Origin of the sequence: Enterobacter sp. C6 (assembly GCF_008122455.1) — a bacterium.
Lineage (GTDB): Bacteria > Pseudomonadota > Gammaproteobacteria > Enterobacterales > Enterobacteriaceae > Enterobacter > Enterobacter pseudoroggenkampii.
The window spans coordinates 1-13,232 of the sequence record NZ_QPFW01000222.1; the positions used below are offsets into that span (position 1 = coordinate 1).

The 13,232-nt window shown below is 57.6% G+C and carries 9 protein-coding genes; 8 read left to right on the forward strand and 1 reads right to left on the reverse strand.

Annotated features, from left to right (window positions below):
• The 4 genes from DOU50_RS23865 to DOU50_RS12510 form a co-directional block, all read left to right on the forward strand.
• The coding region (locus DOU50_RS23865) for a hypothetical protein (RefSeq protein ID WP_228117531.1) at window positions 1-97 on the forward strand (97 nt) is incomplete at its 5' end.
• Entirely contained in the window at window positions 97-1,437 is a 1,341-nt protein-coding gene (locus tag DOU50_RS12500; RefSeq protein ID WP_148769495.1) for an enolase C-terminal domain-like protein, read from the forward strand. The genes DOU50_RS23865 and DOU50_RS12500, both read left to right, overlap by 1 nt.
• A gap of 15 nt (window positions 1,438-1,452) precedes the next feature.
• Entirely contained in the window at window positions 1,453-2,790 is a 1,338-nt protein-coding gene (gene gudD / locus DOU50_RS12505; RefSeq protein ID WP_032648104.1) for a glucarate dehydratase, read from the forward strand.
• Window positions 2,791-2,867: 77 nt separating this feature from the next.
• On the forward strand, window positions 2,868-4,007 hold the full coding sequence (locus DOU50_RS12510; RefSeq protein WP_148769496.1) for a glycerate kinase: 1,140 nt from the start codon (window positions 2,868-2,870) through the stop codon (window positions 4,005-4,007).
• 97 nt (window positions 4,008-4,104) lie between these two features.
• Here DOU50_RS12510 and barA read toward each other — a convergent pair whose 3' ends face one another.
• Window positions 4,105-6,864, reverse strand: coding sequence for a two-component sensor histidine kinase BarA (gene barA / locus DOU50_RS12515; protein ID WP_024909270.1), 2,760 nt, complete (start codon window positions 6,862-6,864; stop codon window positions 4,105-4,107).
• A gap of 57 nt (window positions 6,865-6,921) precedes the next feature.
• Here barA and rlmD point away from each other — a divergent pair, with 57 nt between their 5' ends.
• The 4 genes from rlmD to pyrG all read left to right on the forward strand — a co-directional run bounded on the left by rlmD (window position 6,922) and on the right by pyrG (window position 13,222).
• Entirely contained in the window at window positions 6,922-8,220 is a 1,299-nt protein-coding gene (gene rlmD, locus DOU50_RS12520) for a 23S rRNA (uracil(1939)-C(5))-methyltransferase RlmD (RefSeq protein ID WP_148769497.1), read from the forward strand.
• A gap of 51 nt (window positions 8,221-8,271) precedes the next feature.
• Window positions 8,272-10,503 (forward strand): GTP diphosphokinase, encoded by a 2,232-nt coding sequence (gene relA, locus DOU50_RS12525; RefSeq protein WP_148769498.1) that lies wholly within the window; start codon window positions 8,272-8,274, stop codon window positions 10,501-10,503.
• Between the two features lie 66 nt (window positions 10,504-10,569).
• Complete coding sequence (gene mazG, locus DOU50_RS12530; RefSeq protein ID WP_148769499.1) at window positions 10,570-11,361, forward strand: nucleoside triphosphate pyrophosphohydrolase; 792 nt, start codon at window positions 10,570-10,572, stop codon at window positions 11,359-11,361.
• A 223-nt stretch (window positions 11,362-11,584) separates the two neighbouring features.
• The gene (gene pyrG / locus DOU50_RS12535) at window positions 11,585-13,222 is read left to right on the forward strand and encodes a glutamine hydrolyzing CTP synthase (protein ID WP_023309013.1); all 1,638 of its coding nucleotides are present in this window, start codon (window positions 11,585-11,587) and stop codon (window positions 13,220-13,222) included.
• Window positions 13,223-13,232: the final 10 nt, after the last annotated feature.

The window sequence follows — 13,232 nt, forward strand, 5'->3', positions numbered from 1 at the left end:
CGTGGGTGTGCATGCGCTGGTGGCGGTACTGAGTTACCTGGTACTGGTGGGGGATATCAAACGCGTCGAACTTAAACCTGTTGCGGAGCGTGGCTGATGACAACGCAATCGAGCCCAACCATCACTGAGATGAAGGTCATCCCGGTGGCCGGGCAGGACAGCATGCTGCTCAATATTGGCGGTGCGCATAACGCCTGGTTTACCCGTAATATCGTCGTACTGAAAGACAGCGCAGGAAATACCGGCGTGGGCGAGGCCCCTGGCGGAGAGGTGATTTACCAGACGCTGGTCGATGCCATTCCGCAGGTCGTGGGCCAGGAAGTGGCCCGTCTGAACAAGGTGGTTCAGCGGGTGCATAAGGGTAATCAGTCGGCAGACTTTGAGACGTTCGGTAAAGGTGCCTGGACGTTTGAACTGCGCGTCAACGCGGTCGCCGCCCTGGAGGCCGCCCTGCTCGATTTACTGGGTAAGGCGCTCAATGTCCCGGTCTGCGAGCTGCTGGGGCCCGGTAAACAGCGCGATGCGGTCACCGTGCTGGGCTATCTGTTCTACGTTGGCGATCGCAATAAAACCGATCTCCCCTATCTGGCCCGAACCGCGGGCGACCACGACTGGTATCAGCTGCGCCATCAGGAAGCGCTCTCCAGCGACGCGGTGGTGCAGCTGGCCGAGGCGGCGCAGGATCGCTACGGCTTTAAGGATTTCAAGCTGAAGGGCGGCGTGCTGCCCGGCGAGCAGGAGATTGACACGGCCCGGGCGCTGAAAAAGCGCTTTTCAGATGCACGGATCACCGTCGATCCCAACGGCGCATGGCTGCTGGATGAAGCGATTAGCCTGTGCAAAGGGCTGGGGGATGTCCTGACCTATGCGGAAGATCCCTGCGGCGCGGAGCAGGGTTTTTCGGGCCGTGAAGTCATGGCTGAGTTCCGTCGCGCCACCGGGCTGCCTGTCGCGACCAATATGATTGCTACCAACTGGCGCGAAATGGGTCACGCGGTGATGCTAAACGCCGTCGACATACCGCTGGCGGACCCGCACTTCTGGACGCTTTCAGGCGCAGTGCGCGTGGCGCAGCTGTGCGACGACTGGGGGCTGACCTGGGGCTGTCACTCGAACAATCACTTTGATATTTCGCTGGCGATGTTTACCCACGTTGGCGCGGCGGCGCCGGGTAACCCGACCGCCATCGACACCCACTGGATTTGGCAGGAAGGGGAAGCCCGCCTGACGAAAAATCCGCTGGAAATCATCAATGGCAAGATTACCGTACCGGATGCGCCGGGCCTGGGCGTGGAGATTGACTGGGATCAGATCCATAAAGCCCATGAGGCGTATAAAAAATTGCCGGGCGGCGCGCGTAACGACGCGGGTCCGATGCAGTACCTTATTCCCGGTTGGACATTTGACCGTAAGCGCCCTGTTTTCGGACGTCACTGATAAAAGGATTGAACGATGAGTACTTTTTCTACCCCTGTAGTTACCGCCATGCAGATCGTTCCGGTTGCGGGCCATGACAGCATGTTGATGAACCTGAGCGGCGCGCATGCGCCATTCTTTACCCGCAACATTGTCATTATCAAAGACAATTCCGGCCATACGGGCGTGGGCGAAATTCCGGGCGGGGAGAAGATCCGCCAGACGCTGGAAGATGCCATTCCGCTGGTGGTGGGCAAAACGCTGGGTGAGTACAAAAATGTCCTCAACACCGTGCGCAACACCTTTGCCGATCGCGATGCCGGTGGGCGTGGCCTGCAGACCTTCGATCTGCGCACCACCATTCACGTGGTGACCGGGATTGAATCCGCCCTGTTGGATCTGCTGGGTCAGCATCTGGGCGTCAACGTTGCGTCGCTGCTGGGCGAGGGTCAGCAGCGCAGCGAAGTGGAAATGCTGGGCTATCTGTTCTTTGTTGGCGACCGCAAGCTGACGCCTTTGCCGTACCAGGGCCAGCCGGACGAACAATGCGATTGGTACCGGCTCCGCCACGACGAGGCGATGACTCCGGATGCGGTGGTGCGCCTGGCGGAAGCCGCTTATGAAAAATATGGCTTCAATGATTTCAAACTGAAGGGCGGCGTGCTGGCCGGTGAGGAAGAGGCGGAAGCCGTGACGGCGCTGGCAAAACGCTTCCCGCAGGCGCGCGTGACGCTGGATCCGAACGGCGCATGGTCGCTTAATGAGGCCATTGCGATCGGTAAACAGCTGAAAGGCGTGCTGGCGTATGCGGAAGATCCGTGTGGGGCAGAGCAAGGCTTCTCAGGACGTGAAGTGATGGCGGAATTCCGTCGCGCTACGGGGCTGCCGACCGCGACCAATATGATTGCGACCGACTGGCGTCAGATGGGACACACCCTGTCATTGCAGTCTGTTGATATTCCGCTGGCGGACCCGCACTTCTGGACGATGCAGGGGTCGGTGCGCGTGGCGCAGATGTGCCATGAGTTTGGCCTGACCTGGGGCTCGCACTCTAACAACCACTTCGATATCTCTCTGGCGATGTTCACTCACGTCGCCGCCGCCGCGCCGGGCACGATCACCGCTATCGACACCCACTGGATCTGGCAGGAAGGTAACCAGCGTCTGACTAAGCAGCCGTTTGAGATCAAAGGTGGCATGGTGCAAGTGCCTTCCACCCCGGGGCTGGGGGTTGAGCTGGATATGGATCAGGTCATGAAGGCCCACGAGCTGTATCAAAAACACGGTCTGGGCGCGCGCGACGACGCGATGGCGATGCAGTATTTGATCCCGGACTGGACATTCGACAATAAACGCCCGTGCATGGTACGATAAACGCATTGGGACCGCTCCCATGAGCGGTCTTTTACGTGGTGTATGCTTAACGTAACGACTATGCGTAAGGATGGCTTATGAAAATTGTTATCGCACCGGACTCGTATAAGGAAAGTTTGAGTGCGCTTGAGGTTGCGACAGCGATAGAACGTGGTTTTCGCGAGATCTTTCCCGAGGCGATTTACGTCAAACTGCCGGTCGCGGACGGTGGCGAAGGGACGGTTGAGGCGATGATCGCGGCAACGCAGGGACGCATTGTACATGTTCCGGTGACCGGCCCGCTGGGTGAGTGCGTGGAAGGGTTTTATGGCTTATCCGGTGACGAGCAGAGTGCCTTTATTGAAATGGCGGCGGCAAGCGGCCTGGAGCTGGTTGCGCCTTCGCAGCGTAATCCGCTGAAAACCACCTCCTGGGGCACGGGCGAACTGATTCGTCACGCGCTGGATGCGGGCGTTAAGCATATCATCATTGGCATTGGCGGCAGCGCCACCAATGACGGCGGCGCAGGGATGGTGCAGGCGCTGGGCGCTAAATTGCTCGACGCCAGCGAACAGCCTCTTGGGCAGGGCGGGGGCGAGCTGGGAAAACTCGCGCGTATCGACCTGAGCGGGCTGGACAGACGTCTGGCGGAGTGCCGGATAGAAGTCGCCTGTGATGTGACGAATCCGCTTACCGGAAAGGATGGCGCGTCAGCCGTATTTGGCCCGCAAAAGGGGGCCACTCCCGAGATGATCGTTACCCTGGACAACGCGCTGGCGCACTATGCGAGCGTGATTGCCCGGGATCTGGATATCGACGTGCTTAACCTTGCGGGCGGCGGCGCGGCGGGTGGCATGGGGGCCGCGCTGTACGCTTTTTGCGGCGCGCAGCTGCGCCAGGGCATCGAGATCGTGACCGATGCGCTACACCTGGCCGATCAGGTAGCCGATGCGGATCTGGTGATCACGGGGGAAGGTCGCATCGACAGCCAGACGATCCACGGCAAAGTCCCGGTGGGCGTGGCAAAAGTGGCGAAACGCTTTAACAAACCCGTCATCGGCATTGCAGGCAGCCTGACGGCGGACGTTGGTGTGGTTCACGATCACGGCATTGATGCCGTGTTTAGCGTGATCTACACCATCTGCTCGCTGGAAGACGCGCTGGAAAATGCCGGCGAGAACGTCAGGATGGCCGCAAGGAATATCGCGGCGGTGCTGAAAGTCGGGCAGGGGATGTAGTTCTCCCTCTCCCCGTGGGAGAGGGGCGGGATGAGGGCATCAGGCCGCACCCGCAATCGTAGGCCCGGTAAGGCGAAGCCGCCACCGGGCTTTTACCTCAGCTCCCCAACACCTTCATCGCTTCCCGCGTCACGTTATCCATTTCATCCAGCAGCTCCAGGAACTCCGGTTCAAGCTCCGATTCCGGCGTACCGGCACGCAGCTGCTGTTCCAGCAGCTGGCAGAGGTTTTTCAGCCGCGGTACGCCGCTGTACCCGCAGCTACCGTGCAGCTTGTGGATTGCTTCCAGCAGATCTTCCGGGTTTTCACCCACCAGCTGCTCTTCCACCTTATTGCGAATTTCCGGCAGAAACGCGACCAGCATTTGCAGCATCTCGCGGGCCAGATCGGGTTTACCTGCCGCCTGGCGCAGAGCAAGCTGCCAGTCAAGGGTCGCGTTCTGGTTGACGGTTATTTCAACCGGCTCGCTGGATACCGTGTACGTCCCGCCAATATGACCCGGCTTATAGCGTAACAGCAGGTTATGAAGTTTCTCTTCATCGATTGGCTTCGCCAGATAGTCATTCATTCCGGCGCTCAGCAGCTTCTCTTTTTGACCGGCCATCGCGTGCGCGGTGACTGCAATGACTGGCGTTTGTTGCTGATGCGGCAGCTGGTGGATCAGCTCGCAGGCCCGAATGCCATCCATGCCCGGCATCTGAATATCCATCAGGATTAAATCGAACTGCATCTGCTTAGCCTGTTCAACCGCCTGCGCGCCGCTGGTGCACAGCTCAACGTGCTGAACCTGGTCTTCAAGCAATGCGCCAATGAGCTTCAGGTTGGCCGGATTATCATCCACCGCCATCACGCTCATCGGCAATTTTTGCTCATCGTCAATCATCGGGAGGGCATGTTGGCTGAGACGGCAATACTCCGTGAGCGCGGGCAGCAGGCGGGTCGCGGTGAGCGGTTTCAGCAGACACGCGGCGGCCCCGTCATTTTTCAACTCTTCTGCATTGAGCTGCGCGTGGCAAGGCAGCGCCAGCAGCAGGTAGTCGGTCATCGACGCGGCTTTCGCCAGCCGCTCCTGCTGCATGGTCAGCTCGCCGGTGAAGGTGACCGGGATCCCCATCAGCAGGATGTCGTAATGCTCAACGGCCAGAGCGGAGAAGGTTGGGCTGTAGACCACCTCCAGCGGAGTGGTGCTTAAGATGTCGAGCGCACACTGCGCTGCCGCCGCGTTAGGTTCGACGTAGGCCAGACGCTTGCCTTTCAGGCAGTCCGTCACCGGGCCATCGGTCAATACGTTTGGATTGAGGTCCAGATTAATGTGGAACCAGAAGGTTGAACCGCGGTTCGGCTGGCTGTGGAAAGAGATATCGCCACCCATCTCGTTCACCAGACGCTGGGTGATCACCAGCCCCAGACCGGTGCCGCCATGACGACGGGAGATACTGGCATCCGCCTGACGGAACGCCTGGAACAGACGCGACTGATCCCGCTCCGGAATCCCGATGCCGGTATCGCGGATCTGGACTTCAATCTGCACTTTATTGCTGCTGATCGAGCGTTTTTCTACCAGAATGTCGATGTTACCGCTTTCGGTGAATTTAATGGCATTCCCGACAAGGTTGGTAATGACCTGCTGCAGGCGCAGCGGATCGCCAATGACGTTATCCGGCACGTCGTTTTTAATGTTGAGCGTCAGCTCAAGGCCTTTGTCGTGCGACGAGTGCGCGAGCAGCGTCACCACCTCATCGAGCGTACTGCGAAGCGGGAAGGGAATGCTCTCCAGGATCAGCTTGCCCGCCTCCAGCTTGGAGAAGTCCAGCACGTCGTTGATGATCGCCAGCAGGTTGTTGGCCGAGCGCTCAATGGTGTGCAGGTGATCGCGCTGGGTCGGGTTGAGCTCGCTTTTCAGGGTCAGGCGGGTGAAGCCGATCACGCCATTGAGCGGCGTACGCAGCTCGTGCGACATATTGGCCAGGAATTCCGACTTAATACGTGCCGCTTCCTGAGCGCGCTTTTTCGCCAGATCCAGCTCAACGTTCTGGATCTCCATCTGCTCCAGCGTTTCGCGCAGGTCGGACGTCGCCTGGTCAACGTTGTGCTGCATCTCTTCGTGGTACGCCGCCAGCGACATGGCCATCGAGTTGATGCCGTTTTTCAGCATATCCAGCTCGCCCAGCATAAACCCTTCCACCCGGCTGTCGAGCTGTCCCCGGCGGATGCGGTCAACGGTGTTAACCATGTTGCGGATGGGGCCCGTCACGTCGCGCATCAGGCGCCAGCCGAAGATCAGCGCAATGCCGATGCAGAACAGCATCATCACGCCAGAGATGAAGATTTCTTTGTACTGCTGTAGCCGGACCGACTTGAGATCCAGCTCCAGCGCCACATATCCCAGCATATTATTGCTGGATTTGGCGTCAGATTGCGCAGACTCATCGGGTGAATAGCTTTCCGACACGATCGGCGTGCGCAGGATCATGATATCGCCGCGCCGCAATACGGTGAGGTGGCGCGGGAACGGCGTACCGTCCGGGATCTTCAGGGCCGCCGGATCGAGATGAAAATTCGAGGTGACAAACAGGCGGTTATGTTCGTCGTAAACGGAAATGGCGCGTACGATGTCCGAGTGGCGCCGGTGGAGTACGCTGATTAACTGCCCAATGGATTCGCGGTTTTGCAGGTTCATGCCGTACTCGCTGGAAACGGCAAGCGGTTCGATAATGCTGGCGCCTGCATCCTCCAGCTGTCGCTGCAAATCGTTATAGCGGTGCACCACAAAGAAGATACTCAGCAGCAAACCGATGAGAACGGTGGGGGCGAGGATCAAAATCATCATGCGCGCGCGCAGGCTGTAGTTGGTCATGGCGTTCCGTTATGGGACAATTAAGATAATTATGTTTATGTGAGAAAAATCTCGGCGATGGCGCAATTCTACTCTGCAAAGCGACGCGTGACGACGCGTCAAATCATCACTGTTGAAGCCACGGACCTCGATCCGTTTGGTCAGGGAGTGGCACGTCACAATGGTAAGGCTCTGTTTATAACAGGTTTACTGCCAACAGAACGAGCAGAAATTACGCTGACGGAAGATAAACGCCAGTTCGCGCGCGGGCAGGTTAAGCGTCGCCTCAACGATAGTCCGGAGCGCGTGAATCCCCGCTGTTCACATTTTGGCGTTTGTGGGGGCTGCCAGCAACAGCACGCGAGCACAGAATTACAGCAAAAAAGCAAAAGCCGCGCGCTGGCGCGTCTGCTTAAACATGACGTTAATGAAATTCTCGCCGATGAGCCCTGGGGCTATCGTCGGCGCGCACGCCTGAGCCTCAGCTATCAGCCAAAAACGGATCGGCTGGAGATGGGGTTTCGCAAGGCCGGCTCCAGCGACATCGTTGACGTGAAGCAGTGCCCCATTTTGGTGCCCCATCTTGAGGCATTGCTTCCGGATGTGCGCACCTGCCTCTCCGGGCTGGACGGCATTCGCCATCTCGGGCATGTCGAACTGGTCATGGCCAACAATGGACCGCTGATGGTCCTGCGCCATACCGCGCCGCTGTCGAAAAAAGATCGCGAAAAACTGGAACGCTTTTCGCATTCACACGACCTGGCGCTTTTCCTTGCACCACAAAGCGAGATACTTGAGCAGGTTACCGGTGAGGTGCCCTGGTATGCGTCAAACGGACTACGCTTAACGTTCAGCCCGCGGGATTTCATTCAGGTGAATGACGGTGTTAACCAGCAGATGGTTGAGAAAGCGCTGGCGTGGCTGGATGTTCAGAAAAGCGATCGGGTGCTCGATCTGTTCTGCGGAATGGGCAACTTCACGCTGCCGCTGGCGCGAAAAGCGGCCAGCGTCGTCGGCGTGGAAGGCGTTGAGGCGCTGGTGGCGAAAGGGCAGGAGAACGCACAGCAGAACGGCTTGCAAAATGTGACATTCTTTCATCAAAATCTTGAGGAAGATGTCACCCAACAGCCGTGGGCAAAACAGGGCTTTGATAAAATCCTGCTCGACCCGGCGCGTGCCGGTGCCCCGGGCGTGATGGCACATATTATTAAACTCGCGCCAAAGCGTGTGGTCTATGTTTCCTGTAACCCGGCAACGCTTGCCCGGGACAGTGAGGCATTAATTAGCGCGGGTTACCAGATTCAGCGTCTGGCAATGCTGGACATGTTCCCGCACACTGGTCATCTGGAATCGATGGTGTTGTTCGAGCACATCTAATTTGTTTGGCTTGTCGACTTCGACAGGCCCTGGTCCCTAAAGGAGAGGACAATGGTTGCGGTAAGAAGTGCACATCTCAATAAAGCTGGGGAGTTTGACCCACAAAAATGGATCGCAAGTCTGGGAATTTCCAGCCAGCAGTCGTGTGAACGCTTAACCGAAACCTGGGCCTATTGTCTGCGCACCACGCAGGGGCATCCCGACGCCGATCTTCTCCTGTGGCGCGGCGTGGAGATGGTTGAAATCCTGTCCATGCTGAACATGGACATCGAAACGCTGCAGGCCGCGCTGCTGTTCCCTCTCGCGGATGCGGACGTGGTCAGCGAAGACGTGCTGCGCGACAGCGTCGGGAAATCCGTCGTCGCGCTGATCCACGGCGTGCGCGATATGGCGGCCATCCGCCAGCTCAAAGCCGCGCACACCGATTCCGTCTCCTCAGAACAGGTTGATAACGTTCGCCGGATGCTGCTGGCCATGGTGGATGATTTCCGCTGCGTGGTCATCAAGCTGGCCGAGCGTATTGCCCACCTGCGCGAGGTGAAGGATGCGCCGGAAGACGAGCGCGTGCTCGCCGCCAAAGAGTGTACAAACATCTATGCGCCGCTGGCGAACCGCTTAGGGATTGGTCAGCTGAAATGGGAGCTGGAAGATTACTGCTTCCGCTATCTGCACCCGGCGGAATATAAACGTATTGCCAAACTCCTGCACGAGCGCCGCATCGACCGCGAGCACTATATCGAGGAATTTGTCGGTGGCTTGCGCCAGGCGATGAAAGAAGAGAGCGTGCGCGCCGAAGTCTACGGTCGACCAAAACACATCTACAGCATCTGGCGCAAAATGCAGAAGAAACACCTCGCCTTTGACGAGCTGTTTGACGTGCGCGCCGTGCGTATCGTGGCGGAGCGTCTGCAGGACTGCTACGCCGCGCTGGGGATAGTGCACACTCACTTCCGTCATCTGCCCGATGAGTTCGATGACTATGTCGCCAACCCCAAACCGAACGGCTATCAGTCTATCCATACCGTGGTGCTTGGCCCAGGCGGCAAAACGGTCGAGATTCAGATCCGCACCAAACAGATGCACGAGGACGCCGAGCTGGGCGTCGCCGCGCACTGGAAATACAAAGAAGGCACGTCCGGCGGGGCGCGTTCAGGCCACGAAGACCGCATTGCCTGGCTGCGCAAGCTGATTGCGTGGCAGGAAGAGATGGCCGACTCCGGCGAGATGCTCGACGAAGTGCGCAGCCAGGTCTTTGATGACCGGGTCTATGTCTTTACCCCGAAAGGGGACGTTGTCGACCTGCCTGCGGGCTCTACGCCGCTCGATTTTGCCTACCACATCCACAGCGATGTGGGGCACCGCTGCATCGGGGCGAAAATCGGCGGACGAATCGTACCGTTCACCTATCAGCTGCAGATGGGTGACCAGATTGAAATCATTACCCAGAAGCAGCCCAACCCGAGCCGGGACTGGCTTAACCCGAACCTGGGATATGTCACCACCAGCCGCGGACGCTCGAAAATTCACGCCTGGTTCCGTAAACAGGATCGTGACAAGAACATCCTTGCTGGTCGTCAGATCCTCGACGACGAGCTGGAGCATATCGGGATAAGCCTGAAAGAGGCGGAGAAATTCCTGCTGCCGCGCTACAACTTCAACGAGCTTGACGAGCTGTTAGCGGCGATTGGCGGCGGTGATATCCGTCTGAATCAGATGGTGAACTTCCTGCAGGCGCAGTTCAATAAGCCAAGCGCGGCAGAGCAGGACGCGGCGGCGCTGAAGCAGCTGCAGCAGAAAACCTACGCACCGCAGCAGCGCAGCAAAGACAATGGCCGCGTGGTGGTCGAGGGCGTGGGCAATCTGATGCACCACATTGCCCGCTGCTGCCAGCCTATTCCGGGCGACGATATCGTCGGCTTTATCACCCAGGGGAGAGGGATTTCGATTCACCGTTCCGACTGCGACCAGCTTGCCGAGCTTCAGTCGCATGCGCCGGAGCGCATCGTGGAAGCAGTCTGGGGTGAGAGCTATTCCGCCGGCTATTCGCTGGTGGTGCGCGTTACCGCCAACGACCGCAGCGGCCTGCTGCGCGACATCACGACTATTCTCGCCAACGAGAAGGTCAACGTGCTGGGTGTCGCCAGCCGCAGCGATACCCGCGAGCAGCTTGCCACCATCGATATGACCATCGAAATCTACAACCTGCAGGTGCTGGGCCGCGTGCTCGGCAAGCTGAACCAGGTGCCGGATGTGATTGACGCGCGTCGTCTGCACGGCGGCTAAACATCCTCTTACGTAGGCCGGGTAAGGCAACGCCGCCACCCGGCATTTTTTCATCAGGACAGTACTATGACTCAAATCGACCGCCTGCTCGGCATCATGAAACGCCTGCGCGACCCGGAAAACGGCTGCCCGTGGGACAAAGAGCAGACTTTCGCCACCATCGCCCCGTACACCCTTGAAGAGACCTACGAGGTGCTGGACGCCATTTCCCGTGAAGATTTTGACGACCTGCGCGGCGAGCTGGGCGATCTGCTGTTCCAGGTGGTGTTCTACGCGCAGATGGCGCAGGAAGAAGGACGCTTTAACTTTGACGATATCTGCGCTGCCATCAGCGACAAGCTTGAGCGCCGTCATCCCCATATTTTTGGCGATGCCACCGCAGGGAACAGCGCCGAGGTGCTGGCCCGCTGGGAGCAGATCAAAAGCGCCGAGCGGGCGGAAAAATCTCAGCACTCGGCGCTGGATGATATTCCGCTGAGCCTGCCCGCGCTGATGCGTGCGCATAAAATCCAGAAACGCTGCTCCGCCGTCGGTTTTGACTGGACCTCCCTCGGCCCGGTGCTGGATAAAGTGCACGAAGAGATTGACGAAGTCATGCACGAAGCGCAGCAGGTGGTGGTGGATGAAGCAAAGCTTGAGGAAGAGATGGGCGACCTGCTGTTTGCGACCGTCAACCTTTCTCGCCACCTGGGTGTAAAAGCGGAAACCGCCCTGCAAAAAGCCAACATAAAATTCGAACGACGCTTTCGCGAAGTTGAGCGGATTGTCGCCTCGCGCGGCCTGGAAATGAGCGGTATTGGCCTCGAAGCGATGGAAGAAGTCTGGCAGGAAGTAAAGCGCCAGGAATCTGATCTCTAACGAAATTTTGCGATCAAGCGCAATTTGTGTGATTTTTTAAATGACAAGCGCTTGATTTGCGTCAAAAACATTTACCCAAAAGGGGCTATTTTCTCACTCCTTATGTTTGTCATGGCCTGGAATGGAGACGGAGAATGAAAGTTTGTGGCGCTCGCCGTGTTCGGGTATACTACTTTCCCGTCCTGGTTATTCCATCGTTTCACCCTAACTTCTCAGGTTCAGCATGACAACGAACTATATTTTTGTGACCGGCGGGGTCGTATCCTCTCTGGGTAAAGGCATTGCCGCAGCCTCCCTCGCAGCCATTCTTGAAGCCCGTGGCCTCAATGTGACCATGATGAAACTGGATCCGTACATCAACGTCGATCCGGGCACCATGAGCCCAATCCAACACGGGGAAGTGTTCGTTACTGAAGACGGCGCTGAAACCGATCTGGATCTTGGCCACTACGAGCGTTTCATCCGCACCAAAATGACCCGTCGTAACAACTTCACGACTGGCCGTATCTACTCCGACGTTCTGCGTAAAGAGCGTCGTGGTGATTATCTGGGTGCCACCGTTCAGGTTATCCCGCACATCACTAACGCCATCAAAGAACGCATTGTTGCGGGTGGCGAAGGCCACGACGTGGTGCTGGTTGAAATCGGCGGTACCGTGGGTGATATCGAATCTCTGCCATTCCTGGAAGCGATTCGTCAGCTGGCGGTAGATATTGGCCGTGAACACGCGCTGTTCATGCACCTGACCCTGGTGCCGTACATGGCCGCTGCAGGTGAAGTGAAAACCAAACCGACTCAGCACTCTGTTAAAGAACTGCTCTCCATTGGTATTCAGCCAGACATCCTGGTTTGCCGCTCCGATCGCGCGGTTCCGGCGAACGAACGTGCGAAAATTGCATTGTTCTGTAACGTGCCTGAAAAAGCCGTTATTTCAATGAAAGATGTCGATTCCATTTATAAAATCCCGGGCCTGTTGAAATCGCAGGGCCTGGACGATTATATTTGTAAACGATTCAGCTTGAACTGTCCGGAAGCTAACCTGTCTGAATGGGAACAGGTTATTTATGAAGAAGCCAACCCGGCAGGCGAAGTGACTATCGGTATGGTCGGCAAGTACATTGAACTGCCGGATGCCTATAAGTCAGTGATCGAAGCGCTGAAACACGGTGGTCTGAAGAACCGTGTCTCCGTGAACATCAAGCTGATTGATTCTCAGGATGTTGAAACGCGTGGCGTTGAAATCCTGAAAGATCTGGATGCTATCCTTATCCCTGGCGGCTTCGGCTACCGTGGTGTAGAAGGCAAGATCGCCACCGCGCGCTATGCGCGTGAAAACAATATTCCATACCTCGGCATCTGCCTGGGTATGCAGGTTGCGCTGATCGAATTTGCGCGCAACGTAGCGGGAATGGAAAACGCGAACTCTACGGAATTTGTGCCAGACTGTAAGTACCCTGTGGTGGCGCTTATCACTGAATGGCGTGACGAAGAAGGTAACGTCGAAGTCCGTACCGAGAAGAGCGATCTGGGTGGCACCATGCGTCTTGGCGCACAGGCCTGCCAGCTGTCTGACGATAGCGTGGTTCGCAAGCTGTATGGCGAGCCGGTCATCACCGAGCGCCATCGTCACCGCTATGAAGTCAACAACATGTTGTTGAAACCTATTGAAGCCGCGGGCCTGCGTGTTGCGGGACGCTCCGGGGATGATCAGTTAGTCGAGATCATTGAAGTGCCAAACCATCCGTGGTTTGTCGCCTGCCAGTTCCACCCGGAATTTACTTCAACGCCACGCGACGGGCATCCGCTGTTTGCAGGCTTCGTGAAGGCCGCCAGCGACTACCAGAAGCGTCAGGCGAAGTAAAAAAAGTTAG